General features: G+C 63.0%; 29 protein-coding genes. 16 read left to right on the top strand and 13 right to left on the bottom strand.

All coding sequences use genetic code 11. From position 1 onward, the window contains the following. Positions 1–126: 126 nt before the first annotated feature. From HMPREF2559_RS13240 to HMPREF2559_RS05615, 6 genes are all read left to right on the top strand, one after another. A complete protein-coding gene (locus HMPREF2559_RS13240) occupies positions 127–786 on the top strand; it encodes a histidine kinase (RefSeq protein ID WP_246818457.1) in 660 nt (219 codons plus the stop codon). Next, on the top strand, positions 783–1,262 hold the full coding sequence (locus HMPREF2559_RS13235; RefSeq protein WP_246818456.1) for a sensor histidine kinase: 480 nt from the start codon (positions 783–785) through the stop codon (positions 1,260–1,262). Before HMPREF2559_RS13240 ends, HMPREF2559_RS13235 begins: the two co-directional genes overlap by 4 nt. Beyond that, positions 1,259–1,936 carry a response regulator gene (locus tag HMPREF2559_RS05630; RefSeq protein WP_066492983.1) on the top strand — a complete coding sequence of 226 codons (678 nt, stop codon included), beginning with the start codon at positions 1,259–1,261 and terminating at the stop codon, positions 1,934–1,936. The genes HMPREF2559_RS13235 and HMPREF2559_RS05630 overlap by 4 nt, the downstream gene beginning before the upstream one ends. 73 nt (positions 1,937–2,009) lie before the next feature. Then, the gene (locus tag HMPREF2559_RS05625) at positions 2,010–2,924 is read left to right on the top strand and encodes an ABC transporter ATP-binding protein (protein ID WP_070539805.1); all 915 of its coding nucleotides are present in this window, start codon (positions 2,010–2,012) and stop codon (positions 2,922–2,924) included. Beyond that, positions 2,921–3,667 carry an ABC transporter permease gene (locus HMPREF2559_RS05620; RefSeq protein WP_070539803.1) on the top strand — a complete coding sequence of 249 codons (747 nt, stop codon included), beginning with the start codon at positions 2,921–2,923 and terminating at the stop codon, positions 3,665–3,667. Before HMPREF2559_RS05625 ends, HMPREF2559_RS05620 begins: the two co-directional genes overlap by 4 nt. A gap of 4 nt (positions 3,668–3,671) precedes the next feature. Then, positions 3,672–4,415, top strand: a complete 744-nt coding sequence (locus HMPREF2559_RS05615) for an ABC transporter permease (protein ID WP_070539801.1) — start codon at positions 3,672–3,674, stop codon at positions 4,413–4,415. A gap of 140 nt (positions 4,416–4,555) precedes the next feature. On the opposite strand, the gene HMPREF2559_RS05610 is transcribed toward HMPREF2559_RS05615, so the two are convergent. After that, positions 4,556–5,977: an RNA polymerase sigma factor gene (locus tag HMPREF2559_RS05610; protein ID WP_070539799.1), complete on the bottom strand. Its 1,422-nt coding sequence runs from the start codon at positions 5,975–5,977 to the stop codon at positions 4,556–4,558. Positions 5,978–6,119: 142 nt separating this feature from the next. Beyond that, the gene (gene ppgK, locus HMPREF2559_RS05605) at positions 6,120–6,890 is read right to left on the bottom strand and encodes a polyphosphate--glucose phosphotransferase (protein WP_070539797.1); all 771 of its coding nucleotides are present in this window, start codon (positions 6,888–6,890) and stop codon (positions 6,120–6,122) included. 221 nt (positions 6,891–7,111) lie between these two features. Between ppgK and HMPREF2559_RS05600 the strand changes: the two genes are divergently transcribed. Beyond that, a complete protein-coding gene (locus tag HMPREF2559_RS05600; protein WP_066493276.1) occupies positions 7,112–7,987 on the top strand; it encodes an inositol monophosphatase family protein in 876 nt (291 codons plus the stop codon). 127 nt (positions 7,988–8,114) lie between these two features. Further along, the gene (locus HMPREF2559_RS05595; RefSeq protein WP_066492996.1) at positions 8,115–8,405 is read left to right on the top strand and encodes a DUF4193 domain-containing protein; all 291 of its coding nucleotides are present in this window, start codon (positions 8,115–8,117) and stop codon (positions 8,403–8,405) included. A 164-nt stretch (positions 8,406–8,569) separates the two neighbouring features. Here HMPREF2559_RS05595 and HMPREF2559_RS05590 read toward each other — a convergent pair whose 3' ends face one another. Continuing rightward, complete coding sequence (locus HMPREF2559_RS05590) at positions 8,570–9,139, bottom strand: DUF3093 domain-containing protein (RefSeq protein ID WP_082723332.1); 570 nt, start codon at positions 9,137–9,139, stop codon at positions 8,570–8,572. A 45-nt stretch (positions 9,140–9,184) separates the two neighbouring features. On the opposite strand from HMPREF2559_RS05590, the gene dut reads away from it, so the two are divergent. The 5 genes from dut (at position 9,185) to dxs (ending at position 14,515) form a co-directional block, all read left to right on the top strand. Further along, positions 9,185–9,649, top strand: coding sequence for a dUTP diphosphatase (gene dut / locus HMPREF2559_RS05585; protein WP_181734599.1), 465 nt, complete (start codon positions 9,185–9,187; stop codon positions 9,647–9,649). A gap of 21 nt (positions 9,650–9,670) precedes the next feature. Further along, positions 9,671–10,471: a DUF3710 domain-containing protein gene (locus HMPREF2559_RS05580; protein ID WP_066513460.1), complete on the top strand. Its 801-nt coding sequence runs from the start codon at positions 9,671–9,673 to the stop codon at positions 10,469–10,471. A gap of 77 nt (positions 10,472–10,548) precedes the next feature. After that, positions 10,549–11,160 carry a DUF3159 domain-containing protein gene (locus HMPREF2559_RS05575; protein ID WP_083297783.1) on the top strand — a complete coding sequence of 204 codons (612 nt, stop codon included), beginning with the start codon at positions 10,549–10,551 and terminating at the stop codon, positions 11,158–11,160. 3 nt (positions 11,161–11,163) lie between these two features. Continuing rightward, positions 11,164–12,534 (top strand): class I SAM-dependent RNA methyltransferase, encoded by a 1,371-nt coding sequence (locus HMPREF2559_RS05570; RefSeq protein ID WP_066513459.1) that lies wholly within the window; start codon positions 11,164–11,166, stop codon positions 12,532–12,534. A gap of 70 nt (positions 12,535–12,604) precedes the next feature. Next, complete coding sequence (gene dxs / locus HMPREF2559_RS05565; protein ID WP_070539792.1) at positions 12,605–14,515, top strand: 1-deoxy-D-xylulose-5-phosphate synthase; 1,911 nt, start codon at positions 12,605–12,607, stop codon at positions 14,513–14,515. A gap of 77 nt (positions 14,516–14,592) precedes the next feature. Here the strand turns inward: dxs and HMPREF2559_RS05560 are convergent, their stop codons facing one another. The 3 genes from HMPREF2559_RS05560 to HMPREF2559_RS05550 are packed head-to-tail and all read right to left on the bottom strand — an operon-like array spanning position 14,593 to position 17,629. Then, a complete protein-coding gene (locus HMPREF2559_RS05560) occupies positions 14,593–15,510 on the bottom strand; it encodes a S41 family peptidase (RefSeq protein WP_070539790.1) in 918 nt (305 codons plus the stop codon). Next, the gene (locus HMPREF2559_RS05555; protein ID WP_070539788.1) at positions 15,507–16,910 is read right to left on the bottom strand and encodes an FtsX-like permease family protein; all 1,404 of its coding nucleotides are present in this window, start codon (positions 16,908–16,910) and stop codon (positions 15,507–15,509) included. Before HMPREF2559_RS05555 ends, HMPREF2559_RS05560 begins: the two co-directional genes overlap by 4 nt. Further along, complete coding sequence (locus HMPREF2559_RS05550; RefSeq protein WP_066493007.1) at positions 16,907–17,629, bottom strand: ABC transporter ATP-binding protein; 723 nt, start codon at positions 17,627–17,629, stop codon at positions 16,907–16,909. The genes HMPREF2559_RS05555 and HMPREF2559_RS05550 overlap by 4 nt, the downstream gene beginning before the upstream one ends. 117 nt (positions 17,630–17,746) lie before the next feature. Between HMPREF2559_RS05550 and HMPREF2559_RS05545 the strand changes: the two genes are divergently transcribed. Together HMPREF2559_RS05545 and HMPREF2559_RS05540 are read left to right on the top strand one after the other, a co-directional pair. Continuing rightward, positions 17,747–18,442, top strand: coding sequence for a sensor histidine kinase (locus tag HMPREF2559_RS05545; protein WP_070539785.1), 696 nt, complete (start codon positions 17,747–17,749; stop codon positions 18,440–18,442). Continuing rightward, entirely contained in the window at positions 18,439–19,083 is a 645-nt protein-coding gene (locus HMPREF2559_RS05540; protein WP_070539783.1) for a response regulator transcription factor, read from the top strand. The genes HMPREF2559_RS05545 and HMPREF2559_RS05540 overlap by 4 nt, the downstream gene beginning before the upstream one ends. A 131-nt stretch (positions 19,084–19,214) precedes the next feature. Here HMPREF2559_RS05540 and HMPREF2559_RS05535 read toward each other — a convergent pair whose 3' ends face one another. The 5 genes from HMPREF2559_RS05535 to HMPREF2559_RS05515 all read right to left on the bottom strand — a co-directional run bounded on the left by HMPREF2559_RS05535 (position 19,215) and on the right by HMPREF2559_RS05515 (position 23,084). Continuing rightward, entirely contained in the window at positions 19,215–19,838 is a 624-nt protein-coding gene (locus tag HMPREF2559_RS05535; protein WP_066493012.1) for a PIN domain-containing protein, read from the bottom strand. Between the two features lie 4 nt (positions 19,839–19,842). Beyond that, complete coding sequence (locus HMPREF2559_RS05530) at positions 19,843–20,679, bottom strand: ImmA/IrrE family metallo-endopeptidase (protein ID WP_066493016.1); 837 nt, start codon at positions 20,677–20,679, stop codon at positions 19,843–19,845. Positions 20,680–20,681: 2 nt separating this feature from the next. Continuing rightward, positions 20,682–21,020 carry a helix-turn-helix domain-containing protein gene (locus tag HMPREF2559_RS05525; RefSeq protein WP_197418410.1) on the bottom strand — a complete coding sequence of 113 codons (339 nt, stop codon included), beginning with the start codon at positions 21,018–21,020 and terminating at the stop codon, positions 20,682–20,684. A 196-nt stretch (positions 21,021–21,216) separates the two neighbouring features. Further along, positions 21,217–22,449 (bottom strand): HRDC domain-containing protein, encoded by a 1,233-nt coding sequence (locus HMPREF2559_RS05520; protein ID WP_066493019.1) that lies wholly within the window; start codon positions 22,447–22,449, stop codon positions 21,217–21,219. Beyond that, on the bottom strand, positions 22,449–23,084 hold the full coding sequence (locus HMPREF2559_RS05515) for a DUF3000 domain-containing protein (RefSeq protein ID WP_066493021.1): 636 nt from the start codon (positions 23,082–23,084) through the stop codon (positions 22,449–22,451). The genes HMPREF2559_RS05520 and HMPREF2559_RS05515 overlap by 1 nt, the downstream gene beginning before the upstream one ends. 130 nt (positions 23,085–23,214) lie before the next feature. Here HMPREF2559_RS05515 and hemQ point away from each other — a divergent pair, with 130 nt between their 5' ends. Continuing rightward, positions 23,215–23,910 carry a hydrogen peroxide-dependent heme synthase gene (hemQ, locus tag HMPREF2559_RS05510; protein ID WP_066493023.1) on the top strand — a complete coding sequence of 232 codons (696 nt, stop codon included), beginning with the start codon at positions 23,215–23,217 and terminating at the stop codon, positions 23,908–23,910. Between the two features lie 41 nt (positions 23,911–23,951). On the opposite strand, the gene msrB is transcribed toward hemQ, so the two are convergent. Together msrB and HMPREF2559_RS05500 are read right to left on the bottom strand one after the other, a co-directional pair. Then, positions 23,952–24,365 (bottom strand): peptide-methionine (R)-S-oxide reductase MsrB, encoded by a 414-nt coding sequence (msrB, locus tag HMPREF2559_RS05505; protein ID WP_066493026.1) that lies wholly within the window; start codon positions 24,363–24,365, stop codon positions 23,952–23,954. After that, positions 24,358–25,653, bottom strand: a complete 1,296-nt coding sequence (locus HMPREF2559_RS05500) for a glycosyltransferase family 87 protein (RefSeq protein WP_246818455.1) — start codon at positions 25,651–25,653, stop codon at positions 24,358–24,360. The genes msrB and HMPREF2559_RS05500 overlap by 8 nt, the downstream gene beginning before the upstream one ends. Positions 25,654–25,671: the final 18 nt, after the last annotated feature.

Genomic DNA, 25,671 nt, shown 5'->3' with positions numbered 1-25,671 from the left:
CTTTAAAGCGGGAGGTCCTCAAAGATGCGAAGGAGGTCTATTTAGGCCCGGCCTTGGATAAAAAGGGCCGACGAAATCGTACTCAGGCATGACTACTTAACTCGTCGAACCGGATAGCGTAGAGGCGTGGAAGTCTTTTCTGATAGGCGAATGATTCGTGACCTTGCGGTGTCGCTTTTGTGCGGAGCGGTGTCTCTCATCGGTAGGGATCTGATGTCCCGGCCGCTCTTTGACTACCTGATTATTGCCTTGGTCGTGCTAGTGCCAATTATTAGCAGGCGGTGGCCGCGTCTGGTGGTCTTCGTTGCATCAGTGGTGCTCTTCGCCAGCCTGTTCCAGGTGGAACTCACCGTGGGCATCATAATCCTTGCGGGGCAGGTCGCCTACATTATTCGCCGCAGGCTGGAAGAGCCGCTACGTCGAATAGTGACTATAGGGATGCTTGCTGCGGACTTTGTCGGCATATTTTGGGTGAGCCAAACGGTACAGGAAGCAACACAGGATATTGCGCGGCGCCTTTTCGTCGTGGGCTGGAGCCTACTGGTCCTTGCGGTATGCATGCTTGTGGGTGAACTGCGTAGGAGAGCAGAGGAAGAACGCACACGGGAGATTTCGCGTGCTTTAGAGAAACAACGCCTGGAATTCGAGAAACGCTCGACGGAACAACGGGCGTTCATCGCACGTGAGATCCATGACGTCGTCACACATTCGTTATCGGTCATAGTTGCTCAGGCCGATGGGGGGGGCTCTACACCAAAGACACGGAAGCGCAAGAAGAAGCTTTGAAGTCTATTTCCCGCGTGGGAAGGACCTCTTTGAGAGAGATGCGGGGAGTCGTGGGCTTACTGCGCACAGGGGAAAAGCGCGGCACTCAGCCTATGGCGGGATTCGGTGATCTTTCAGAACTCATTAACAGCGTTAGAAGCGCTGGCATTGCTGTGGGATATCGCTGCACAGGAACGCCACCTGAAGAGCTTTCCGCCGCGACGTCACTAAGCCTGTACCGAATTGTCCAAGAGGCTTTGACCAATGCAAACAAACATGGTGGCGGGCAAGCAGACGTACTAGTCGAATGGCTTGAAGGTATCGTCCGCCTTGAGGTGCGCAATGGATATATGGGTGATGTACGAAACGAGGGACATGGCATTGCTGGCATGAAGGAACGAGCGGAATTGGTTGGAGGCACCTTCAACCAGCGCAGTGACGCTGGCACATGGATAGTAGAAGCAAAGTTACCCACCGTAGGAGGAAATGAGCAATGAAAGTCGGATTGGTAGATGACCAGGTTCTCTTCCTGCACGGGATTGCTCAGATCATTAGTTCGCAGCCAGACATGGATGTTATCTGGCAAGCAAACGATGGCGAAGATGCGCTGACCCAATGCGCGGCCACGCCTGCCGATGTGGTGCTCATGGATGTACAGATGCCTGTCCGCGATGGAATTAGCGCCACTGCTGAGATCGCATCCACTCTTCCGGAGACGAAGGTCATCATTCTGACAACCTTCGATGACGAAGACTATGTAGTGTCCGGGCTGCGAGCAGGAGCGAGTGGCTTCGTGCTCAAGGACGCAGAGCCAGAGGAGCTACTAAGAGCGTTGAGCACTGTCTATCGCGGAGACGCGGTAATTTCACCCCGCGCCACTAAGCGCCTTGTCCACAGTATGAGGGATGATTCGACGGACACGCTGAGTATTAGCGGCGCAGACCGTCGGGTACTTGAATCGCTGACTGCCCGTGAACAAGAAATCCTTGAAGCAATCGGGATGGGATGGTCAAACACAGAGATATGTGAGCGGATGTTCATCTCTATGCCGACCGTCAAGACGCATGTTGGACGAGTGCTCGCCAAGACGAGTTCCAGGGACCGTGTACACGCAGCCCTTTTCGCCTATCGCACCGGAGTTGTCTCCCGTGCAGACCTGCTTAGCTCCTAATACCCCGGTATGACTCGCAAAATCGTGCCTCGCGGCGATGTGCGGCGTAGGCGTGCCGGGAAACAATTGAGTTATGAGCACAGAATATGTTGTCGAAACTCAGGGTTTGACCAAGGAATATAAGGGATTCAAGGCCGTCGACGGCCTTGATATGGCAATCGGCCACGGTGTCGTCCACGGATTATTGGGGCCGAATGGTTCGGGCAAGTCCACGACCATGAAAATGCTTTTGGGTCTGGCAAAGCCGACTGAGGGAAGCATCAGTTTGTTCGGCGAGCCTTTCGGGCCTAAGACGCGCAGCCGGGCCTTGGCCCGCACTGGCTCTCTCATCGAGCAGCCGTCGGCCTATTTGCATCTCACCGGGCGAGAGAATCTGCGCATCGCTGCGCGACTTCTACGCGCTGGAGCAGACGACGTGGATCGCGCAGTGCACCTCGTGCGGCTGGAAAAGCAGCTGGACAAGAAAGTTGCGAACTATTCCTTGGGCATGAAGCAGCGCCTCGGCATCGCAATGGCTATGATTCGTAACCCGCAGCTTCTGATCCTTGATGAACCAACGAACGGCCTTGACCCTGCCGGTATCGAAGAGATTCGCAATCTCATCGTCAGCCTCGCTGCCGATGAGGGGCGAACGGTATTGGTTTCGAGCCACCTTCTCTCGGAAATCGAAAAGATGGCTAGTGAGCTGACCATTATCAATCGCGGGCAGTTGCTCTTCCAAGGTACAAAGCAGGAGCTTTTCCATTCCCAGCCGCCTGAAGTCTTTATCGAAACCCCGAACCCCAAGGAAGCGGCGCAAGCACTCGCGGGTATCTCAGTGCGTTTTGTAGAAGGTGGTATTCGGGTCCCGAACTCAAGCGAGCGCGACGTCGCGGGGGCTTGCGCGCAGCTCGTCAACCATGGCGTGCCCATCTACCAGGTGCTAAGAACGCACCGCAGTCTCGAAGAGATCTTCATTTCGATTACGGGACGAGGTGGCTTGCAATGATCCTGCAGACTGAATATGCCAAGATGCGGCATACCCGGATGCTGCCGCTTGCCCTTGCTATCACGCTCGCCATCGTTGCCTTTTCCAGTATGAATCTGATGAGTGAGAACACCGCCGAACAATTTCAGCAAGATCCACATAGTCAATGGGGCGGATATCTCCTTGGCTACATCATGGTGACGGCCTTCCTCACTCCGGTGCAGGTGGCATTGTTAGCCAGTCGCGCAGCCGATGTAGAGCATCTCCACGGCGGCTGGCGGCTTAATTCCATCGCCGGATATCGCCGCGGTGGTCTGCTCCGCGCGAAATTCGCAGCTTTAACCCTTGTTCTAGCCACAGTAAAGGTAGTTGAATTGCTCGCGGTCTTGACCACTCCCTTCCTCTTCGGTGCTCCGTCGATTGATTCACCCGGCACATGGGTTCTTACAGCAGCTGGTCTATATGGAACCTCGTGCGCACTGATGGCGATTTTCTTGTGGCAGGCAGCACGCGTGGAATCCCAGCTCGTGGTGCTCAGCACTGGGGTAGTAGGCGGCTTCCTTGGTGTGGCAGGAATGCTTTCCCCAACCGCGGTCACGCTCATTAATCCCTTCGGTTACTACGCAGTCTTGGCCCCGTTTACCTTCCGCCCCGAAGGCCTAGTGAGCGTCGAACCACTGTGGATTCCATGGGCACTGTTCATCGCCGTTGTCACCGTCATCTTCACCGTGCTTTGCCGCACGCTTGACTCCCAGGAGGAATAAGTTCATGTTTGTTATCGACCTGCTGAAATTTCGACGCTCCTACGTATGGGCTGTCATCTTCCTCGTGCCGTCTATAGCAGTCGGCATTGGGGCCGCGAATTATCACGCCAACTTGGCGGTGCTTAATGCCGGATGGGCAAGCTATCTTTCCCAAGCAACGCTGTTCTACGGCCTAATCTTTATGACCGTGGGAGTGGCCATCATCGCTGCAGCGGCCTGGCGCCTGGAACACCGCAACCACAATTGGAACACTATTTTGACCTCACCGCGCTCGGCGGGAGAAGTAGTCGCGGCCAAGTTTTTCTCCATCATGGTCCTCATCGCGCTAATGCAGGCGGTGTTCATTGCGCTGGCATTAGGTATTGGACGCGGCTTAGGAATACAGGGAGAGATTTCGCCTCTCAACGTGAGTGCGCTGTTCCTAGCAATCATCCCGGCGTTCGCAGTCGGGGCCTGGCAATCCTTCTTCTCGATGATCATTCGCAGCTTTGCCACGCCCGTGGCGATTTCACTTGTGGGCGCGATTGCCTCAGTTGGAATTCTCTACAGCGGTATTCGGCTCATCCCGATGCTGCTGCCACCGGCTATGGTTACGTCGACGTTTGCGCTCGGCAGTACTGCCTTCGGCGCAGATGACACTCCTGATGTGTACGGTATCGCGTTCAGGATGGCTGTTTCTATCTGCTTCGTCATCGGAGCTTGGATTGCATCTGTTGTCTGGCTGCGAACCCATGACGTTGAGGCTTAGGCCGCATCCTTGGGACTCTTGCTTGTGCCACAGATGCAAAATGCCCTCGCGTCCCTCCGCAATTTAGTGCTAACGGGGGAGGCGAGGGCGGCGTCGGCAAGCATGCGCGTCTTGTCGCTTGCCTCGACTAGCTTGGCCTTTTAGTCGAGGTAGTCGCGTAGGACCTGGGAGCGCGACGGGTGGCGCAGCTTGGACATGGTCTTGGACTCGATCTGGCGGATGCGCTCGCGCGTGACGCCGTAGACCTGGCCGATTTCGTCTAAAGTGCGTGGCATGCCGTCAGTGAGACCGAAGCGCAGGCGCACGACGCCGGCCTCGCGCTCGGACAGGGTGGTGAGCACGTCCTGGAGCTGATCCTGCAGGAGGGTGAAGCTGACGGCGTCGACGGCGACGACGGCCTCGGAGTCCTCGATGAAGTCGCCGAGCTGGCTGTCGCCTTCATCACCAATGTTCTGGTCCAGGGAGATGGGCTCACGAGCGTACTGCTGGATCTCCAGCACCTTTTCCTCGGTGATGTCCATTTCCTTGGCCAGCTCGACCGGGGTGGGTTCGCGGCCCAGATCCTGGAGGAGCTCGCGCTGGATGCGGCCCAGCTTGTTGATGACCTCAACCATGTGGACCGGGATACGAATCGTGCGGGCCTGGTCCGCCATGGCGCGCGTGATGGCCTGGCGGATCCACCACGTGGCGTAGGTGGAGAACTTGTAGCCCTTGGTGTAGTCGAACTTCTCAACCGCGCGGATGAGGCCGAGGTTGCCTTCCTGGATGAGGTCGAGGAAGGCCATGCCGCGGCCCGTGTAGCGTTTCGCAAGCGAAACGACGAGTCGCAGGTTGGCCTCGAGGAGGTGGTTCTTTGCCTTGCGGCCGTCGCGGGCGATGGCGCGCAGATCGCGCTTCTCAGACGGCTTGAGCTGGGCCTCCTTGGGGACATCGGCAGCCGTGGCCTGGTCCAGCTTGTGCTGGGCGTAGAGGCCGGCTTCGATGCGCTCGGCCAGGGAGACCTCCTGCTCGGCGTTCAGCAGGGCGACCTTGCCGATCTGCTTGAGGTAGGCGCGTACGGAGTCCGCCGAGGCGGTGAGTGCGGCGTCCTTGCGGGCCTGACGCAGCTGTGCGGATTCTTCCTCGTCCCAGACGGACGTGGTTTCTTCGTCCTCGTCCTCATCCTCGTCGTCTACGACGTCATCGTCCTCGCCGAGGTCCTCGTCCTCAAGGTCCTCGTGATTCGGGTCGAAGTCGACGTCGTCATCCTCGTCGTCGAGGTGCTCCTGATCCTCGAGCTCCTCCTCGTCGGTTGCCGTGCTGGTTTCCTCCGGGGACGTCGCCTTGGAACGCGTCGACTTCTTGACGGTCTTCTTAGCCGACTTCTTCGCCGTCTTCTTTACTGCCTTCTTGGCGGTCTTTTTAGCCGTCTTCTTCGCAGTCTTTTTGGCGGTTTTCTTGGCCGTCTTTTTAGCAGTCTTCTTGGCGGTCTTCTTCGTCGTCTTCTTGGCCGTGCGCGTGCCGGAAGCGTCGACCTCTGCGTTGTCGCCGAGTGCCTTGTCTGAAGAGTCAGTGGCTGCCACGTAAGCCCTTTCGCCTTGTGCCTTCAATGGACCGGTGGGGCGCCGTGTGGCGCTCCTCAAATAGCCATTGCTATGAACAGCGGCCCAGTATAACGTAAAAGGATCTTTTGCCGCGCAACTGGGCCATTACTATCCGTTGATTTTAGGGCTTCACCCCGCGCTGTGCGGCCAGCGCCGCGCCAACGATTCCCGCGCGATTGCGCAGGTTCGCAGGCATGACGGGGGTCTCGAGCGTGAGGTAGCCGCTCCATTTGTCGAACTTGCGGGAAATGCCGCCGCCGATGAGGAAGACGTCCGGGTTAAAGAGCTTCTCGTACTCTTCGAGCACCGTGTTGACGCGCTTCGCCCAGTCTTTGTAGCTGAGGTCTTTCTTGTCCTTGACCGCGGAGGATGCCTGCTTCTCGGCTTCCTTCTTGCCCACGATCATGTGGCCCAATTCCGTGTTGGGGAACAGCTTTCCTTCCAGGAGGAATGCGCTGCCGATGCCCGTTCCTAGCGTGAGGAAGATAGCCGCACCCTCCCGCGCTTCCGCGGCGCCAAATTCGACCTCGGCCAGGCCCGCGGCGTCTGCGTCATTGAGAACGGCGACCTCGCGGCCGGGCAGATGGCGGCCGAAGAGTTCTTGGGTGTCGGTGCCGATCCACTGCTGGTCGACGTTGGCGGCAGAGCGCGCAACCTGGTGCTTCATGACGGACGGGAGGGTAATGCCCACGGGGCCGTCCCAGCCGAAGTGCTCGATGATGGCGGTGATGGTCTCCGCGACGGCCTCCGGGGTGGACGGCTGCGGGGTGGCGATCTTATGGCGCTCGCCCACGAACTCGCCGGTGTCGAGGTCCACGATGGCTCCCTTGATGCCGGAGCCACCCACGTCGATGCCAAAGCCCGCGTTGGCGGGGAGGGAATTTACAGTCATAGGTGCCAGCATACGGTGTTGCTGCGTGTGGTGTGGGCGTTTGTGTGCGACCGTGTTGTTGGTTCGAGGTTGTGGGGATGCGGGCGCGTGGTGGGGCGGGCATGATGGAGGCCATGACTAGTCCTAAGAATCCAACCGGTCCTGGCTCCTCCTTCGCGGCGCTGGTGGGGTCCTCGTACAACGACCCGGAACTGTGCGGCGAGGTGCCGTCTCTGGAGACGATGTCCGCGGCGGCGCCTGAGGTTCCGGAGGACGTCGACGCCGTCGAGCTGCGCGACCTCGCGGTCCGCGTGGCGGGCCAGGCGGCGGCGCTCATCCGTACGCGCCGCGCGGAGCTGGCCGGACCGCAGGGGGCGGGGCTGCATGCCCATCACACGAAGTCTTCGGCGGTGGATCCGGTGACGGAGGTCGACGAGGCATCGGAAAGCTTTATTACGGGCGAGCTCCTGGCGGCGCGACCCTTTGACGGCCTGCTGGGTGAGGAGGGCGCCGCACGTGAGTCTTCGAGCGGGGTGACGTGGGTGGTCGACCCGATCGATGGCACAGTGAACTTCCTGTATGGCGTGCCGGACTATGCCGTCTCCATCGGCGCGGTCGTCGACGGCGAGCCGGTGGCAGGCTGCGTGGTCAACGTCGCACAGGACGTGACGTACGCGGCGGCGCTGGGGCATGGCGCGACGGTTGTGCGCGGCGGTTCGTCGCCGCAGCCTGTGCATCCGCGTACGGAGACCGACCCGGCCTTAAGCCTGGTGGCGACGGGCTTTGGCTACGAGGCATCGCGGCGACGCGCGCAAGCGGAAGTCCTCGTGCGACTGCTGCCGCAGGTGCGTGATATTCGCCGCATTGGCGCAGCGGCGCTCGATATCTGCCGCGTGGCGGACGGGTCCGTGGACGTCTACTACGAGCACGGCATCAAGGCGTGGGACTGCGCTGCGGGCACGATTATCGCTCGTGAAGCCGGGTGCGCGGTCGTGCATCCGGGCATGGAGGCCGACGGCAAGGATGGTGCCATCTTTTTTGCCGCCCAGCCGAGCGTCGCGCCGGCGGCGTGGGCGACCTTAAGTGAGGCTAAGGGAACCGACAAAATCCCAGCGTAGAGCGGTGGGGGTAAACGGGGATTAACCCCGTGGCAAGCGGAGAATGACAAGCGGCCAATCGTCGTTTAGTATGCACCCCGATAAAGCTAGAAAAAGTCCCCACCTAACCCTGTAAGGATTGACCATCATGGCTACCGATTACGACGCACCGCGCCGCCGCGCGGAGGACGAGGAAGAGACCGACTCCCTGGAGGGTCTCAAGGCCGCTGAGGCCGAAAACAATGGCATGGACGACGACGGCGAGATTGTGGAGCCCTTCGCGCCGCCGATGGATGACCTCACCGGTGAGGAGCTCAACGTCGAAGTCATCCCGCGCCAGGAAAACGAGTTCACGTGTGCCTCGTGCTTCCTCGTGCAGTCCAATAAGCGTCTGTCCCATTACGAAGGCGACGACCCTATCTGCATGGACTGCGCTTAAAGCGTACAACTGCGCAAGCCCGGCCTCCTGCCGCTGCCTTTGGGGCGGCGCGGTGGGAGAGCCGGGCTTTGTGCTGTTGTGATGCGGCGCAGGCGAATACGTTGTTCCTGCCGAGAATTCTGCTGCGATCGTGCACCGGGAGAGGGTCTTCGACAGCAACCCGGTTAGTCCAGCGTGGACGCCGCCTGCTCGGCTTGGGCGGGCACGAAGGCCTCGAGGACCTCACGCGGATGCTTCGTGGCGATGAGCCAATAGGGCGTGTCGTCCTCGGGATCATCGAGGACGAGCATGACGTGCTCCTTCATCCAGCCCTTCGTGACGAGGAAGGCCGCGGGGTCAAGCTGCGGGCCGAGCGCGTTGCGGCGGGCGGTGGAGGGGATGGCGAGAGAGCGCGAGACGACATCGGAAGGCAATTGCGCACCCTTGACGGTGAGCCAGCGCGAGCCGTCTGGGTCCTTCTCAACGCGCAGGACGGTGCCGGACCACGCGATGAGCACCCACACGCCCAGCGCGGTGAGGACGGCGCCAATGATGTAGAGCCACATCGGCGCGCGGTTCAAGCTGAAGGTGGCGGTGGCCACGAAAATGACGATGGCGCCGTACAGCCAGAAGTACCACGGCACCCAGAACCGCTCCTGGTAGAGGACAGTGGGGGCAGGAGTGGGCGAGTTTTGCGAATCAGACACGGAATCAGACACAAGGGACAGTCTACGACAGTCCAACTTAAGTTCCATCTCCCGGTGGGGTCGCGGGGCGCGCGGGGCGGTAGGCTGGGGCCCGTGACTTTTACTACTTCGCAGGAGCCCATCGCCGATATCCGCGTCAAGCGCCTTGACCCCGAGCTGCCGCTGCCGCAGCGCGCGCACCGCGGCGACGCCGGCGCTGACCTTTATGCCGCCGAGACCGTGACGCTCGAGCCGGAGGAGCGCGCCCTTATCGGCACCGGCATTGCCATCGCTCTGCCGCTGGGCACGGTAGGCCTTATCCACCCGCGCTCGGGCCTGGCCGCCAAGCACGGCCTGTCCATCGTCAATACGCCGGGTACAGTGGACGCTGATTACCGCGGCGAGCTCAAGGTCTGCCTCATCAACCACGACCCGCGCGAGGCCTTTACGGTCGAGCGCGGTATGCGCATTGCCCAGCTCGTTGTCCAGCGCGTCGAGTTGCCTGGCTTCGTGGAGGTCGAGGATCTCGATGCAACCGAACGCGGGGCCGGCGGCTACGGCTCCACCGGCGTGAACTAGCCCGACTCTGAGGAGAAAACTATGTGGCCTTTTAGCAAGAAATCCGAGCCTGGCGATGCCCCCTCGGCCGAGACCCCAGACACCTCTGCGACCCTTGCGGCTGCTGGCGCCGAGTCTTCGGCCGCCTCGCAGCCGGGCGTGCAGATTGTCACCATCCCGCACGATCCGGTCAATGGTGCGAATGGTCCCTACGACGGCGACCAGGTCGACATCGAGTCTTTTGACTTCAAGGATTTTTCGGTGGGCATCCTCGACTTGGGCTCCATGCGCATTCCGCTGCCCAAGGATTCGCAGGTGCAGGTGGAGATGGGCCCGGAAGGCCCGAAGATGCTCCATATCGTGACGCGCGTGGGCCGGATTACGCCGGTCGCATTCGCCGCACCGCGCTCGTCGGGCCAGTGGGCCGAGGCCGCGCGGGACTTGCTGCGCGGCATCGAGAAAGATGGGCTCACAACCTCCGTCGAGGAGGGCCCGTGGGGCAGCGAGGTACTGGGCCATAGCGATAGCGGCGTCATTCGCATCGTGGGCATTGAAGGCCCGCGCTGGATGCTGCGTCTTACGCTCGCCGCGCCGGCGGGCATGGAAGATGAGCTCGCCGTGCTCGGCCGCGAGGTCGCCGCGCGCACGTTCGTCTACCGTGGCGACGACCCAGTGCTCGCCGGCAACTCGCTGCCGGTGGTCATGCCGGCCCCGCTCGTCGAGGAGATGCAGAAGGCCATGAAGCAGCGCGAAGAGGCCCAGAAGGCCGAGGCGAATAAGCAGCCCACCGATGCCGAGGCACAGGCGGCCGCACAGCTGCGTGAACTGAAAGAAGACAATTAGTGGCAGATCATTCTACTGAGCGTCCTGTCGACGAGCCCGACGACGCTCCCGAGGGCGAGCCCACGCTGCTCGAGCAGATGGGCGGGCTCACGGGTCTCGTCTCGGCGACGCTGCCCGTCGTCGTGCTGATCCCGGTCAATAATCAGTGGGGCTTGGGCCCGGCGTTGCTCGCCGCGCTCGGCGTGGCGCTCGTCATCACGGTGTGGCGCATCATCCGCAAGGAGACGTTGCAGCCGGCGATCTCGGGCCTGCTGGGCGTGGCGCTGTGCGCGGCCATCGCGTGGTTTACCGGCGACGCGAAGGGCTACTTCCTGTACGGCATCTGGGTCTCGCTCGTGCTCGCGGTGCTGTCCATCGCTTCTATCATCTTCCGCTGGCCCGTCGTGGGTGTGGAGTGGAAGGGCATCAACGGCGAATCCATGGTCTGGCGCCAGGTGCCCAAGGCCATGTGGGCGTACTCCTACGCCACCGCCGGCTGGGCCGCCGTGTTCCTCGCGCGCTTCCTCGTCCAAAACGGCATGTACAACCACGGTGACACCACGACGCTGGGCGTCACCCGCATTCTCATGGGCTGGCCGCTTACCGGCCTGGTCACCCTGCTCACCATCTGGATGGTCCGCCGTGCCAACGCTGCCGTCGAGGCTGCAGGCCTCGTCGAGACTCCAGAACCTGCCGAGAAAGAGGCATAATTCATGGCTTCCGCAGAAACACCCGAGCTCGCCAAAGGCGACACCATTCGGCTCACCGTGGAGCGCATGGCCCACGGCGGCGAGGGTATTGCCCACGCCGCGGACGGGCGCACCATCTTCGTCGCGGGCGCGTACCCGGGCGACACCGTTGACGCCGAGCTCACGCAGCTGAAGAAGCGCTTTGGCCGCGCCCGGCTCGTCGACGTTGTCGAGGCCGGCCCGCTGCGCGTCGAGTCTTCGTGCCCGGCTGCCGCGGCCGGCGCTGGCTGCTGCGACTTCGCAACGCTCGACCCGGAGGCCGAGCTTGGCCTCAAGGCTGACGTCATGCTCGACCAGCTTCGCCGCCTGGGCAAGCTCACGGACCTTCCGGACCCGCAGCTCATCGACGTGCACCCGCGCCGTGGCTGGCGCACCCGCGTCCGCTTGGGCGTGGACGCCCAGGGCCGCGCGGGCCTGCGTAAGCGTGGCAGCCACGACCTCGTCACGGACGTGGCCTGCACGCAGCTGGCCCCGGGCCTCGTTGACGGACTCGTGGGGCCGGGCGCCCAGCGCTTTACGCCGGGCTCCGAGGTCATCGCCGTGCTCGACGCCGATGGCGTGCGCCACGTCGTGGAGACCTCCAAGCCGCCGCGCGGCCAGCGCGTCGAACGCGTGGAGCGCGTCCTCGAGGGCTCCGGCACCGTCCGCGAGACCGCCGATGGCCACGACTTCCGCTTCCCAGCCACCGCCTTCTGGCAGGCGCATACCGCGGCCCCGGATACGTACGCGAAGCTCGTGCGCAACTGGCTGTCTGTCGCGGATGTCGACGGCGCGTATGCGGATCTGCCGTACCCGGATTCCAAGCGCGTGGCGTGGGACCTCTACGGCGGCGTGGGCGTCTTCGTCCCCGCGCTCGCCGAGACCCTAGCCACGACCGCGCCCGGCCTGCCCGCCGGCGCGACCTCCGTGCTCGACGAGGAGTTCGACGCCGATATCGACGCGGACTCGGAAGCCCCCTCGGGCCTCGAGGTCACCGTCGTCTCCGTCGACTACTCGCCGGCTGCGGCGAAGGCACGCCAGGACGCGCTCGCAGACTACGACGTGGAGCTCCACAACGACCTGGTAGAAAAGGCCATCGACCAGCTGCCCAAGCCCGATGCCATCGTGCTTGACCCGCCACGGACGGGCGCGGGTGCCGAGGTTGTGGAAAAGGCAGCATCGGCACGCCCGGGCGCTGTGGTGCACGTGGGCTGCGACCCTGCGACCTTCGCGCGGGACTTGGCGACGTGGCGCGAGCAGGGCTACGCCGTGCGCCGCCTCGCCGTCATCAATGCTTTCCCGGGTACTCACCATATGGAGGCGCTGGCATTCCTGGAACCCGCCGAGTTGTATTAGTCTCCCGCGTGCCTGAACGGGTAACGTGAAGAGAACCCATTGTTTTCCAAGAAGAGGTAGAAAGCACTCCATGGCACTGTTGGATCTGGTGAAATCGCCCCGCGATTTGAAGAACTTCACCCCGCAGCAGCTGGGTCAGCTCGCGGACGAGGTGCGTGCGCTGCTCATTGAGAAGGTCTCCGCCACCGGCGGTCACCTGGGCCCAAATCTGGGCGTCGTGGAGCTCACCATCGCGCTGCACCGCACCTTCGACTCGCCCAATGATGCGATCGTCTTCGACACCTCGCACCAGTCCTACGTGCACAAGATGCTCACGGGTCGCGCAGACCAATTCGATACGCTGCGTCAGAAGGGCGGCCTGTCCGGCTACACCGACCGCGGCGAGTCCGAGCACGACTGGACGGAATCCTCGCACGCCTCGGCGGCGATTTCCATCGTGGACGGCCTGTCTAAGGCATTTGCGCTCAAGGGCGAGGGGCACCGCAACGCCGTGGCCGTGGTCGGCGACGGCGCTTTGACGGGCGGCATGTGCTGGGAGGCGCTCAATAACCTGGCGACGACAAAGTCGCGCAACGCCGTCGTGGTGGTCAACGACAACGGTCGTTCCTACTCGCCGACGATTGGTGGCCTGTCCGAGAACTTGTCCTATATCCGTGCGCAGCACGGCTATGACGAGCTCATGGAGCACGGCAAGAAGCGTCTCAAGCAGCTCGGTTGGGTAGGCGAGCGCGCCTTCGATGCCCTGCATGCGATGAAGGAGGGCATCAAGTCCACCGTCATGCCGGAGGAGATGTTCCCTGAGCTGGGCATGAAGTATATCGGCCCCATCAACGGCCACGATATCGATGCGCTCAACCACGCGTTCTCCTATGCCCGCGATTACGAGGGCCCCATCATCGTCCACTGCGTGACGGAGAAGGGCCACGGTTTCGCGCCGGCCGTCAACGAGCCGAACGACCAAATGCATTCCACGGGTGCCATCGACCCGGTCTCGGGCGTAGCACTCAAGGAATCGCAGCCGGGCTGGACCGCGGCATTCTCGGAGGAGCTTCTCGCCGCCGGTGCGCGCCGCGATGACATCGTGGCGATCACCGCCGCCATGGCTGGGCCCACGGGCCTGCAGCCTTTCGCGGATAAATACCCGGAGCGTTTCTTCGACGTGGGCATCGCGGAACAGCATGCCGTGGCCTCCGCTGCTGGTCTCGCTTTGGCGGGCCTGCACCCGGTCGTGGCGCTCTACTCGACGTTCCTCAACCGTGCCTTCGACCAGCTCGTCATGGACGTGGGTCTTTTGGGCATGCCTGTCACGCTCGTGCTCGACCGCGCGGGTGTGACGGGCTCGGACGGTGCCTCGCACAACGGCGTGTGGGACATGGCTATTTCGTCCATCGTCCCGGGTATTCGCGTGGCGGCCCCGCGCGATGGTTCGCGCCTGCGCGAGCTCTTTCAACAGGCCATCGAGGTCGACGACGGCCCCACGGTCGTGCGTTTCCCTAAGGGCAACCTGCTCGAGGACCAGCAGGCCGTGGACACCTTGGCCGACGGTGTGGACATCCTCCACTACAGCGACAACAAGGACGAGGCGTCGCCCGACGTGCTGATCGTGTCCATCGGCGCGATGTCGCAGCGCTCTCTCGATGCCGCCGCACTCCTCGAAGCCGAGGGCGTCAACGTCACCATCGTCGACCCGCGCTGGGTTGTGCCGGTCCCACAGTCCGTCATCGGGCTCGCCGGCGACCACGACCTCGTGGTGACGATTGAGGACGGAGTGATGCGCGGGGGCATTGGTTCCCTGGTCTCCGAGGCTTTGAGCGCCGCCGAGGTCGACACCCCGCACCGTCGCCTCGCGTTCCCGAATATGTACCCGAAGCACGCTTCGCGCGGCGAGCTCCTCCAAGAGGTTGGCCTCGACCCGGCTGGCATCGCGGAGTCGATTATGGGATGGTGTTCGGATCTGACCGAGGACCCTGACTCCGAGTAGGAATTTTTATCCGACGAAGGCCCCAGATCTGTGGTGTTCTGAACCGTGGTGTTCTGGGGCCTTCGTCGGCGTAAAAGTCAGCGGCACACGTCGTGGAGCCAGCCATCGAGCTCGCTCAGCGGCGCGTCCGGGGCGATGGGGTCTTCAGCGAATTCCTCGCCGGTGCGGGCGACGTCCTTGGCGACGGTGAGCATGAGCGAGCGGCCGTCGGGGTAGTCGATGACCACGTTCGCTGAGGCGTAGCCCGCGGTGGGCTCGCCGAAGGTCTGCACGTTGTCTAGGCCGCGGAAGGCCAGCAGCGTTGCCTCGCCTGACGATGCCGTCTCACCATCGGTGAGCACCGCCACTGGCAGGTCCAGCTTGCCACCGGAGGTCGTGGTGGGCGTGCCGCCGCCCGCGACGTAGTTACCATCGACGGTGACGGGAGTCTTCCGCGAGCGGGACTGGAAGTAGAGCGCCGGACCGTCAGGGAGCAGGGGACTGAGTCCTGCGAGCATGGGTCCCATGTCGCCGCCGCCGTTTCCGCGCAGGTCGACAACGGCGGCGCAGGCGGGGGCATCGGAAAGCCCGTGGGCGAGCGTGTCGGCGTAGGCTTGGCCGTCGTCGAAGCGCCCGATGCCGGGCACGGTGGCCCAGACAACGTTGTCGCGCAGTTCCACCTTCGGGTCGGTGCGCGGCACGGATTCCTCTTCTCCGCGGGTGAAGATGGTGGAGTGCTTGCCGCCGGCAGCTGTGATGGCGTCCTCGATTCGGGACGAATCCTCTTTCGCTGCGTCGTAGGCTTGCTTGAACTCGGGCGAGTCGGCGTAGAGACCTTGCATGGCGGCGGCGTCGAGCATTGCCTTGTTGATGCGGGACTCGGAGGCGCCGAAAAGGAAGACGGGCTTGCCTAGGTACGCGGCGCCGACCGACGGGCCGAAGACGTAGACGAGCGCGAGGGCTGCAACGATGAGCACCGCGAGAACGGCACCGGTGATTTTGAGTGCGAGTTTCATTCGTGGCGCCCCCCAGAGGCCAGTACGCGGGAGCGCAGGGGCTCGGCAGCGAGTGCCGCGATGAGGGTGATGCCCCAGCCGGCGCCGAGGAAGCTCAGCGCCATGAGCAGGCGGCCGGCAATGTCGACGTCGCTGCCCACGGAGGAGAACATGACAAACGCGAATGGGGCACCGAGGGCAAAGCCAAGGAGGCTTACGCCTACAGCCGGGCCCGAGATCTCGATGAAGTTCACGGCGGTGTGGAATCGACGCGGCACTCCCATGAGCTGAAGCGAGCGCGAGAGTTGAGCGCCTTCAAAGGCGGCGCTTGCCTGGCCCAGGAATATGGACAACCCGGTGAGGATGAAACCGAATAGCAGCGTGAGCAAGGCACCTGTGGAGACGTCCTTGAAGAAGGGGAGACTATCGCCCTCCTCGCTCATGGCGAGCGTGAGGTTATCCTGCTTCAGCGGCGAGCAGACGAGGTAGCCCGCGAGGAAGCCGAAGAAGGTGAGAGAGGCCACCCGGCGCCAGGCACGCTTGCCGTTCGTGGCCACGCGCTGCCATGCGACAAAATGCGCGGTGCCCGGAAAGAGGGAAGCGATGTGGCCAGTCACCTGCAGCAGGTAGGGGGCCACGAAATTGATGCTCAGCACGACAAGCAAGAGCAAACCGATCATTCCGGCGATGGCTGCGATGGCGGCATCGAAGTCGAAGTTGCGCACGATGACGGCGACGACGGCGACGAGAAGGACGAATGCGATAAGACGCCAGTACTTCAGCGCTGGCGGAGTCGAGCGGCGTGCCACGCCGAGGGGGCTCACGCGGACGCGTTGCATGCCCACGAACGCAGCGCCGAGCGCGAGGAAGAACAGCGTCGCGGCGACTGCGAGGTAGCCCCACCATGGCAAGAGGATTTCGCGGAGCTCGACGGGACGGTCCTGGAACTCAAGGTTGGTGAAGACGGGGGCAAGCAACACGCTACTGGCGAGGCCGAGTGCTATGCCGATGATGGCCTGGATTCCGGTCTCGATGACCGTCATGCGCGTGACGTCGCGGGAGGACAGTCCGAGCAGTCGCAGCGTGGCGAGGCGGCGCTCGCGGCCGGAGGCGCCGAGGACGGCGGCCTGGGCGGTGAGACTAAACAGGGCGGGAACGATAAACGCGCACGCGAACATCGCCAACGTGAACCACAAGTAGAGGAAGCCCGGCTCGTTGCCGTTGGTCGCGCGCATCGATTCAGTGATGAGCTCAGGGTGGTGGGCGCGTACCCAGAACATCCATGTGCCACCCGCGACGAGAAACGCAGCGGTCGAACCCACGGCGATGGACAGGATGGACAGGAGCGATAGCGTGCCCGTGCCCGTGCGGGCATGCAGTGAGGCGCGATGCAGTTGGAAAGTGAGGGTTGCCGTGCTCATCGTGCGCCTCCCTGTGCTGCAGCGGGCGCTCCGGTACGCACGCCGCCCACGAGACGGTCGTCGTGGACGAGGCCGTCGCGGATCTCTACGCGGCGTTCCATCCAATCCGCGACCTTGGGGTCGTGCGTAACCATGACGAGGCTCGCGCCCGACTGGCGGACGATGGTGGTGAGCATCTGCATGACCTCATGGCCGGTGGACTGGTCAAGAGCGCCCGTCGGCTCGTCCGCGAAGACGATGGACGGTTCAGCGGCAAGCGCGCGAGCGATGGCGACGCGCTGGGCCTGGCCGCCCGAGACGTCGCCCGGACGGCGCATAGCCAGACCGCCCAGACCCAGCTGATCGAGCAGCGCCTGCGCGCGCTTGCGGGCCGCGCCGCGCGAGGACCCCGTGAGCATGGCCGGCAGCGCCACGTTATCGACGTTGGTGAGCTCCGGAAGGAGCTGGCCGTCCTGGAAGACGAAGCCGAAGTGCTGGAGACGAAGGCGGGAACGGGCGGCATCGGAAAGCTGGGCAATGTTGGTCTCGCCGAAGAAGACGGCGCCGTCCGTGGGCGTGAGCACGCCCGACATGCAATGCAGCAGCGTGGACTTGCCGGAACCCGAGGGGCCCATGACGGCGACGGTTTCGCCGGGCTGGATGTCGAGGGAAATGCCGGAGAGGACTGGGCCTTGGCCGTAGTCCTTCGTGATGTCATGAAGTGAAAGTGAATGTGTCATGGTTCTAATTTCACAGGTTAAGGCGCACAGATTGAATGGTGCCACCGCTAGAGTTCGCGGTAGTGCTAGCTCTACCCCCGCCCGCCACGGCTGGCGCCATGGTTATGATCGGAGGCGATGTTTAAGCGAAAGACCACCAACGAGGAGCGCCAGGCCGCGGAGATTGCCCGGCTCACGGCCTCACGCCGCGCGATTGCGGACGCCTATGAGGTTGAGCGCCAGCGCATCGAGCGCGACCTCCACGACGGGACGCAACAGTACCTTGTGGCGGCGTCCATCAAGCTCGGTGAGGCTTCCTTGGATCTTACTGGGGAAGCCGCCCAGTTGGTCGCGTCGGCGAAGAAAGACCTTGACGCGGGACTTGCGGCTCTGCGGACGACGGTGCACGGCATCCATCCGCAGGTGCTCAAGGACCACGGGTTGGTGGCCGCGCTTTCCGATGTCGCCTCCTCCTACGGTCCGCACGTTTCCGTCTTTGCGCCGCACCCGCTTCCTTCGCTGTCGCCGTCCGTGCTCGCGGCCGGGTACTTCTTCGGGACGGAGGCATTGACGAATGCGGCGAAGCACGCGCCGGGCGCGCCCGTGACGGTGCTCGTGACCTCGGATGCGGATCTGCATATCTCGGTCGTGGACGAAGGCCCGGGTGGCGGGGCCGTCGTGCCGGGCCAGGGGCTTGCAGGCATGGCGCAGCGATTGGAGGCCTTCGGCGGCGCGTTGACGTTGTCCTCGCCTCCAGGTGGGCCGACGCGTGTGACGTGTTCCATTCCGTTGCTGTTGGACCGTGGGGCTTCTGGACTGGGAGGTGTGCGATGAAGATCGTGTTGGCGGATGACTCGGCGCTGTTGCGCGAGGGCGTGGCCGGTCTCTTGGAGCGCCGAGGCCACGAGATCGTGGGCCAAGCCGCGACGGCGCCCTCGCTTATCGAGTTGGTGAAGACGGGCCCGTTGCCGGACATCGTGGTGACGGACGTGCGGATGCCGCCGAATATGGCGGACGATGGCCTGAAAGCGGCGGTGTCTCTGCGACGCGAGTTTCCGTCGCTGGCAGTCATGGTGCTCTCGCAGTACGTGGCGCCGGCCTATGCGGTGGAACTCTTCGACGTGGTCACGGCCGGGACGGGCTACCTCCTCAAAGATCGTGTCTCCGAGGTCGCGGACTTTCTATCGAGCCTTGAGGTCGTGGCGCAGGGCGGCACGGTCATCGACCCGACGGTCGCCAAGGCACTTATGGCCTCGGGGCGCTCGGGGCTGGCGGAGCTCACGCCGCGCGAGCGCGAGGTGCTCGAGCTCATGAGCCAGGGAAAATCGAACAAGGAGATTGCTTCGGCGCTGGTGCTCTCTGCGGCGGCGGTGGCCAAGCACGTGTCCAACATCTTCCTCAAACTTCGGCTCGACCCGAAGGAAGACAACCGGCGCGTGAAAGCGATTCTGGAGTACCTGGCGGCGCGGCCGTAGTTCCTTGCGAAAATTGTGCTCAGAATCGCGATAGCGGATCGATTTTCGGCAGGAACGAGCGAATACGTTTACTTACTTCGAGTAGTACTCCACGGCCTTCGGCGGCAGGCTCGATCGCGTGGGCTAAGACATTAACTCCATGTGGAGGGAGCGAGTAACTGAGTATGTGTGATGGGAGGTAATCCGTCGTCCAGGCCACGTAGGCGTTCGTAGAGCTTGCGCATCGTGGCTTTGTCCGGAATGTGCGTGGAACCAGCCGCTCGCTCTAAGACAGTCAGGGTGGTGATGAGGTTCAGGTCTCCGAAATTATGCCCTGCAGCACGCAGCCTTTCGAGGCGAGCCTGCTGGAAAGCGAGGAGTTGCTGTCCGGCGCCGTCATCAATGAGAACCGTGACCGATTTTCCTTGTTCGGCGAGCACGACGGCGTGCGCGATGACCATCGTTTCGCCGAGGTCTTTGCTGATTGTGAAACGGTCAGCGAGCGACATATCAGAGATGCGTGAGACAGCAGCAGACAACTCATCCGTAGCCTCATCAGATAGGACTTCCAAGTACTGTGAGGAAGATAGTGTCTTCCATACGCGGTACGAACGCTCAAAACGCGCATCCTGGCGCGCTTTCCGTTGGATTTCCTCACCGACGATGGCCGGCGCCGAGAGCGGGCCCAGTGTAGCAATGAGCAGACGTTCTTTATTGATAGAAAAGAAATTGAGCCCAGGTCCGGCATCTAAAATGGGACGAGAATGTGGGGTCAAGGGGCTATTCCTTATCGTCCTCGAGTTCTGCTGGCCAGTCGGAAAAGTCGACTTCGACATTGTGTATTTCGTTTGCAGAAGTTTCACGGACGAGCGGGGGAGTTGGCACGATGCCAGCGTCTTCCAGTTCTTGACGTGCTGTGTCTGCGTCGATGCCGCGGAGGGTGGCGATTGTCGCGACCGTGACCACGCCTGCTTCGTAGCCGCGGACAGCAGCAGCAAGCAAGCGCTGCGGGACACGTGGACATTGGGACTCGATTTGCAGCGAACGGTAGTGGTCGATCCACCCGAATCGTGTTGCCCAAGCACTGGTAGTAGTCTTCATCCACACCTTTTTGGTTTCTTCGGAGATGAACCCCGCAGAACATAACGCGATGGAGGCTAAAGAAGGCGAAACTCGAAAATCCTGGATGACTTGTGAAAAGTCGATGGGATCCAGGTCACCAGTGGGGGCTCCAAGTAATTCCCGGAGACCGTCGACAGGCAGGAGGAAGTGGCGTGCAAACGCATCTGCTCGAATTTCGCTGGGGCTTCGATTCGAAAGCTGATCGGCCTCGCGTGTAGACCAGTCGCGAAATAGTGCATGGGCGAGCTCATGGGCAAGTGAGCTGCGCTGGCGCATGAAGTTCGGCGTACATGCCACCGCTATGAAGGTGACGTTGCGCTTTGGGTCCCACATTGTGAGTCCATGTTCGTTAGGGTCATCGACCTTGACGACGGCGACCTGGTGGCCCGTAGTTTGCTCGATGAGCGTCGCTAGATCACCGAGTGGGCCGTTGCCGAGATGATGCTCGGAACGGAAATGAGCGGCTGCTGCTTGCGCTTCTGTTTCGTTTGACACGCCTATTGCTCCGCCTGGAATCCTTGGTCCGTGAGGTAGTCGTTGATTTCAACAAAAGAAATGAGCTTATCGCGGAGCGTAGTCATCGTAGACCCGTTGGTTGAGCGCGCCGCGTACTGAACTCGTGCGGGAGCATCGCTCGTGCCGGTAAGAAGACCCACGGTGGTGCCGGTGGCGGCAGCAATACGGACGAGCTCGGGCATGGTAGCCGTGCGGGTGCCGTTGACAATACGCGATAGCGTGGACTGCGCAAGCCCAGTGCGGTCTGCCAGTGCTCGCTGTGACAGCTGAGCGCTGACGAGGGCCTCATTGATGCGTGCCCCCACGGCGCGGGAGTCCATGGTCATCTCCGTTCTGAATCATGCAAGGTTTCTTTGATTCAGGCTACTGCTAGATCAAGTAAAAGTCCAGTAGAACAGGGAAAAGAAACACGATCCAAGCATTGGTATTAGTGATCCGGCCTTGCCGGAGAGGGTTCCTGCCGAAAATTGTGCTCAGAATCGCGATAGCTGATCGATTTTTGACAAGAACCGGGGGTTAGCGGAAGAGGGCGCGCTCGAGGATGGGCGTGACGAGCTGGATTTGCCAGTCGCGGCAATCTTCGTCGCGCAGGAGGGCCGGGATGTCCTCAGCGCGGCTAAGCGTGCCAGCGAGGTCGCTGGAGAAACGGGGCTCGCCCAGCGCAGCCCACACGGCGGCGCGGACCGCAGAGGTCTTGATGATGGTCTCGGGCTGCATGACAAGGTCGTCCGCGAGGGCGTCGATCTCGGCGCGGATGTCTTGGTAGACCTCCCAGAGTTCGGGGTAGTCGCGTGACCACGTGGACTTGCCGGGCACGGGAGCCAGCGAACGGTCAGGGCGCGGGAATGTCGAGGGGTCGGCGCGCAGGGCGGTGTCGAGGACCGTGAACCAGGCCTGGGAGGCGCCGGCGCGGCGGCGAGGGAATCCACGGGTGCGGCGGAGGGCTTCCTCGGAGCGCGGCAGGGAACGAGCGACTTCGAGAAGCGCCTTGTTCGCGAGAATTTTGCCGGGCGCGATGTCACGCGCGCGGGCTTGGCGGTCACGGTGCGTCCACAGGGCGCGGGCAGCGGCGAGCTGTGTGGGCGTGCGCAGGCTGCCGATGCCCCGTAAGCTCGTCCAGTCTGGCTCCGGCGGCGCGGTGATGGAACGGTGTTCGTCCACGATATGGGCGAATTCGGCGTTAGCCCAGCCGAGCTTGCCTTCCTCGGCGAGGATATCGGCGAGCTTACGGCCGAGTTCGAGGAGAAGCTCGACGTCGAGGGCGGCATAGGCAAGCTGGTGGGCGGGGATGGGGCGTGCGGACCAGTCCGCGTCGCCGTATGCCTTCTCGAGCTCGACGTCGAAGAGCTCCTCGAGCATGGCGCCAAGGTTCGGGTGGTCGAAGCCGGCCATGCGGGCGGCGAGTTCCGTGTCGAAGATGGCGCTGGGGTAGAGACCGAGCCAGGCGAGGCAGGGAAGATCGCTAGGTGCGGCGTGCATGATCCAGCCCTGGTTGTTGAGCACGGGGGCGAGCGCTGTGGTCAGCGCGTCGCGACCGCCTTCGGGATCGAGGAGGACCGTGCCGGAGCCTGCGCGGCGAATCTGCAGCAGGAAGGCGCGGTCGTCATAGCGGAACGCGGAGGCGCGCTCCGTGTCGATGGCAAACGGGCCGGAGCCCGCCGCAAGCCGGTCCGCGGCGCGCTGGAAGGCGGCTGGGGTCGCGGCGACGGGTGGGATGCCGTCCGCGGGCCTATCGAGAAGATGGGACATTAGCCGCGCATAAGGTCGGTGACGCCCTCCGGCGGAAGGCCGGCGACGTTGGCGAGGACCGCGGCAAAGGCCTCCACGTGCGAGGAGAGATCGATGCCGTCCGCGGTCCAGGAGGCGCGCATTTCCATCTGGTGGGCGCGCGGCGGGCCGCCGATTTCGCCGAAGCGGACAGACGCCGTGGACGTCACGGTGCCGCCGAGGTTGGTGTACTCGGCGTGGCAGGCAGACAGAGACTCGGTGAGCCATTCCCAGGCGACATCGGGAAGCAGCGGGTCAGAGGCGACCTCGGAGTCCATGTCGGCCTGGATATAGGCGACAAGGCGCATAGAGCCGGTCCACGACTCCTCCGCGGCCGGGTCGTGGAGCAGGATGAGGCGACCAAAGGCATCGCCCTCGGAGTCCTGCGGGACGACGTCGAGGTCCTGATCGCCCACCTCGAGGCCAATCGCGTGGCTAAACGGCGCCAGCTTCTGCGGCGGACGGATGGTGCCCAGCGTGATCTCGGGACGCATGCGCGCGGCGTGCATGGACTCGACGGCCTGCGTGAAGGCGGCGGGGGTGCCGGACTCACGGGGGGCATCGGCAGGCTCGGTAGGGCGGAGCTCTGTAGGCTGCTGCGAATTAGTTGGGGTCACGGGGGATAAACCTAGCCGGTGGGTGAGGCTGGGGGTGTGAGGCGCGCCGTGTGGGGTGGAAAGGTGCGCACGGGGCGGTATCCAACTTAAGATGGACTGCGTTCAACCTTTTTACTTTCATGGAGGATTCATGGCCAAGCTTGATTTCGAGGAGCTCAACTCCCGTCAGCAGTACTCGCAGCATGCGGTTTTCCGCGTCTACCCGGGCGCGCTGGGCGCCGAACGCGATGAGGCTATCGCACAGGCCCAGGCCTTCTTCGCTGGTTTGGATGAGGCGATCACCGTTCGTGGCATCTACGACCTGTCCGGCATGCGTGCATCTGCCGACTACATGATCTGGTGGCACGCGGAGGAGTTCTCCGATATCCAGAAGGCGTTCGCGGACTTCCGCCGCGAGACGACCCTGGGGCAGGTCTCTGAAGTCACCTGGGTGGGCAATGCGCTCCACCGCCCGGCCGAATTCAACCGCTCGCACCTACCGTCCTTCATCATGGGCGAGGAGCCGGGCGAGTGGATTGCGGTCTACCCGTTCGTGCGTTCCTACGACTGGTACACGATGGACCCGCAGGAGCGCCGCCGCATCCTCGTCGAGCACGGCAAGCAGGCGCGTAACTACCCCGATGTGCGCGCGAACACCGTGCCGGCCTTCGCGCTGGGTGACTACGAGTGGATGCTCGCGTTCGAGGCCCCGACCCTCGACCGCATCGTTGACCTCATGCACCTAATGCGTTACACCGAGGCGCGCCACCACGTGCGTGAGGAGATTCCGTTCCACACCGGCCACCGCGTGGCGGATGTGGCGGATCTGATTAAGATTCTCCCGTAAAACGATGTGAAGGGCCGCACCTCGGTGGTGCGGCCCTTGTTTTATTTTTCTACCGGCTTCTCTTCGAGATTCAGGCAGATGGAATTAATGCAGTAGCGCAGGTCCGTGGGCGTGTCATAGCCTTCGCCCTCAAAGACGTGGCCCAGGTGCGAGTTGCAGTTGGCGCAGCGGACCTCCGTGCGCACCATGCCGTGGGAGGTATCCGTGTGCTCGACGACCTTTTCGCCCGCGAGCGGGGAGAAGAAGGACGGCCAGCCGCAGTGGGACTCGAACTTCTCAGTGGAGCGGAACAGCTCGGCACCGCACGCGCGGCAGGAGTAGACGCCCTCCGTGGTCGTGTTGGTGTATTCGCCGACATGCGGCGGTTCCGTGCCCGCCTGGCGCAGGACGTAGAACTCCTCCGGCGTGAGGCGCTTCTTCCACTCTTCGTCCGCGATCAGCTTGAAATCAGTCATGGCGCGATTCTACGCGCTCATGGGCCCACCATCCCAAGGCTGCGGCGCTTACACCGATGATAACGAAGGCCCATCCCGCGGTGCCCGCGAAGAAATTCATCCACCGTCCCGCGTCTGGCCACTGCACAGAAGTCCACGACATGGGCGCGAGACACAGCACGGCGCCGAGCCACGGCAGCCACGTCTCCAGCGCGTTGCGGCGCGCGAAAATGGTGAATAAAAGGGGCGCGATCCACATGGAGTAGTACTGCTGTCCGAGGCTTGAGAGGAAGAACACGCCCACGAGGACGAGCGGAGCCGTGGTCATAGCCCAGAGCGCGACGTCGGTGTGGCGGCGCCTGAGGAGGGCGATGAGTCCGGCGGCGACTATGAGCGCCATGCCTGTCCAGACTGTGTAGTAGAGTCCGCTGTTTAGCTGGAAGTAGGCGTTGACGCCGGGCCACGAGGAGTTGGCGTAGTCGCGCGTGGTTCCAAGGTAGGGGAGAAGCTTGCCCGTGAAGTCTTCCGTGCCGGGCACGAGCGGCCAGGCAATAACGTTGGTCAGCACCGGCACGCCGATGCCGCCGACGAGGCCCTTCCAGTCCAGTTTGACGATGTGCAAGGCAAGTAGCGGTGCAAACTGCGGCTTGACGAGGATGGCAATGCCAAGGACGAGTCCGGCAAGCCACATCTTTTTTGTCTGGCCTTGTGCGCCCCTGATGAACAGGTAGAGCCAGCCGGTGAGCAAGAGGAGAAGGACGCCGTTGATATTGGAGAAGGTCAGCGTGTTGGTGACAGACTCGGTGGCACATGCGAGAGCGATGGCGATGGGGAGCGTGGCGCCGCTTAAGGGTTTGTTAACGAGTCTGGTGAGGAGTGCTAGTGCGACGATGATGCACGCGGCGTTGGCGAGGATGAACGCCATGCGCGCGGCCGTTGGGTTATCCGCGAGGCCCAGCGGTGTGAGCAGAAGCGTGGCGCCGGGGTTGTAGAGATAGAGCGGATCGACCTGGTCGTAGGCCTGTGCGTAGACGGAGTCGCCAGCCAGCATGCGGCGGACGGCGGAGTAGACCGTCGTGAAGTCGTCCGTAGGGGAGCCGTTGACGGCGCTGATGAGAATCCGGTGTGCGATAAGGACAAGTGCGAGCGGCCACGCGGCGGCGCGGAGGACGCGGTGGCTGATGCTTGGTGCGGCTGTCTCGGGCCCGTCATTCTGTGAGGCCGGGGCGGCCGGCTCGCCGAAGCCGGGGGCTAGGGCGTGCCGGGCGGTAAACAGGCCGTCGATTCTCGCGCGCAGGGATTCATTCACGTGTGTGGATTCTAGGGA

The organism is Corynebacterium sp. HMSC072G08 (genome assembly GCF_001809185.1).
Taxonomy (GTDB): Bacteria; Actinomycetota; Actinomycetes; order Mycobacteriales; family Mycobacteriaceae; genus Corynebacterium; species Corynebacterium phoceense.
This window is presented reverse-complemented; position numbering and strand designations above follow the sequence as displayed.

What these genes read in the sequence shown, in the direction of transcription:
- HMPREF2559_RS05630 (WP_066492983.1), top strand. Translation starts at nt 1,259, where the DNA reads ATGAAAGTCGGATTGGTAGATGACCAGGTTCTCTTCCTGCACGGGATT.
- HMPREF2559_RS05625 (WP_070539805.1), top strand. Translation starts at nt 2,010, where the DNA reads ATGAGCACAGAATATGTTGTCGAAACTCAGGGTTTGACCAAGGAATAT.
- HMPREF2559_RS05620 (WP_070539803.1), top strand. Translation starts at nt 2,921, where the DNA reads ATGATCCTGCAGACTGAATATGCCAAGATGCGGCATACCCGGATGCTG.
- HMPREF2559_RS05615 (WP_070539801.1), top strand. Translation starts at nt 3,672, where the DNA reads ATGTTTGTTATCGACCTGCTGAAATTTCGACGCTCCTACGTATGGGCT.
- ppgK (WP_070539797.1), bottom strand. Translation starts at nt 6,890, where the DNA reads ATGACTGTAAATTCCCTCCCCGCCAACGCGGGCTTTGGCATCGACGTG.
- HMPREF2559_RS05600 (WP_066493276.1), top strand. Translation starts at nt 7,112, where the DNA reads ATGTCCGCGGCGGCGCCTGAGGTTCCGGAGGACGTCGACGCCGTCGAG.
- HMPREF2559_RS05595 (WP_066492996.1), top strand. Translation starts at nt 8,115, where the DNA reads ATGGCTACCGATTACGACGCACCGCGCCGCCGCGCGGAGGACGAGGAA.
- HMPREF2559_RS05590 (WP_082723332.1), bottom strand. Translation starts at nt 9,139, where the DNA reads ATGGAACTTAAGTTGGACTGTCGTAGACTGTCCCTTGTGTCTGATTCC.
- HMPREF2559_RS05580 (WP_066513460.1), top strand. Translation starts at nt 9,671, where the DNA reads ATGTGGCCTTTTAGCAAGAAATCCGAGCCTGGCGATGCCCCCTCGGCC.
- HMPREF2559_RS05575 (WP_083297783.1), top strand. Translation starts at nt 10,549, where the DNA reads ATGGGCGGGCTCACGGGTCTCGTCTCGGCGACGCTGCCCGTCGTCGTG.
- HMPREF2559_RS05570 (WP_066513459.1), top strand. Translation starts at nt 11,164, where the DNA reads ATGGCTTCCGCAGAAACACCCGAGCTCGCCAAAGGCGACACCATTCGG.
- dxs (WP_070539792.1), top strand. Translation starts at nt 12,605, where the DNA reads ATGGCACTGTTGGATCTGGTGAAATCGCCCCGCGATTTGAAGAACTTC.
- HMPREF2559_RS05560 (WP_070539790.1), bottom strand. Translation starts at nt 15,510, where the DNA reads ATGAAACTCGCACTCAAAATCACCGGTGCCGTTCTCGCGGTGCTCATC.
- HMPREF2559_RS05555 (WP_070539788.1), bottom strand. Translation starts at nt 16,910, where the DNA reads ATGAGCACGGCAACCCTCACTTTCCAACTGCATCGCGCCTCACTGCAT.
- HMPREF2559_RS05550 (WP_066493007.1), bottom strand. Translation starts at nt 17,629, where the DNA reads ATGACACATTCACTTTCACTTCATGACATCACGAAGGACTACGGCCAA.
- HMPREF2559_RS05545 (WP_070539785.1), top strand. Translation starts at nt 17,747, where the DNA reads ATGTTTAAGCGAAAGACCACCAACGAGGAGCGCCAGGCCGCGGAGATT.
- HMPREF2559_RS05540 (WP_070539783.1), top strand. Translation starts at nt 18,439, where the DNA reads ATGAAGATCGTGTTGGCGGATGACTCGGCGCTGTTGCGCGAGGGCGTG.
- HMPREF2559_RS05525 (WP_197418410.1), bottom strand. Translation starts at nt 21,020, where the DNA reads ATGGACTCCCGCGCCGTGGGGGCACGCATCAATGAGGCCCTCGTCAGC.
- HMPREF2559_RS05520 (WP_066493019.1), bottom strand. Translation starts at nt 22,449, where the DNA reads ATGTCCCATCTTCTCGATAGGCCCGCGGACGGCATCCCACCCGTCGCC.
- hemQ (WP_066493023.1), top strand. Translation starts at nt 23,215, where the DNA reads ATGGCCAAGCTTGATTTCGAGGAGCTCAACTCCCGTCAGCAGTACTCG.
- msrB (WP_066493026.1), bottom strand. Translation starts at nt 24,365, where the DNA reads ATGACTGATTTCAAGCTGATCGCGGACGAAGAGTGGAAGAAGCGCCTC.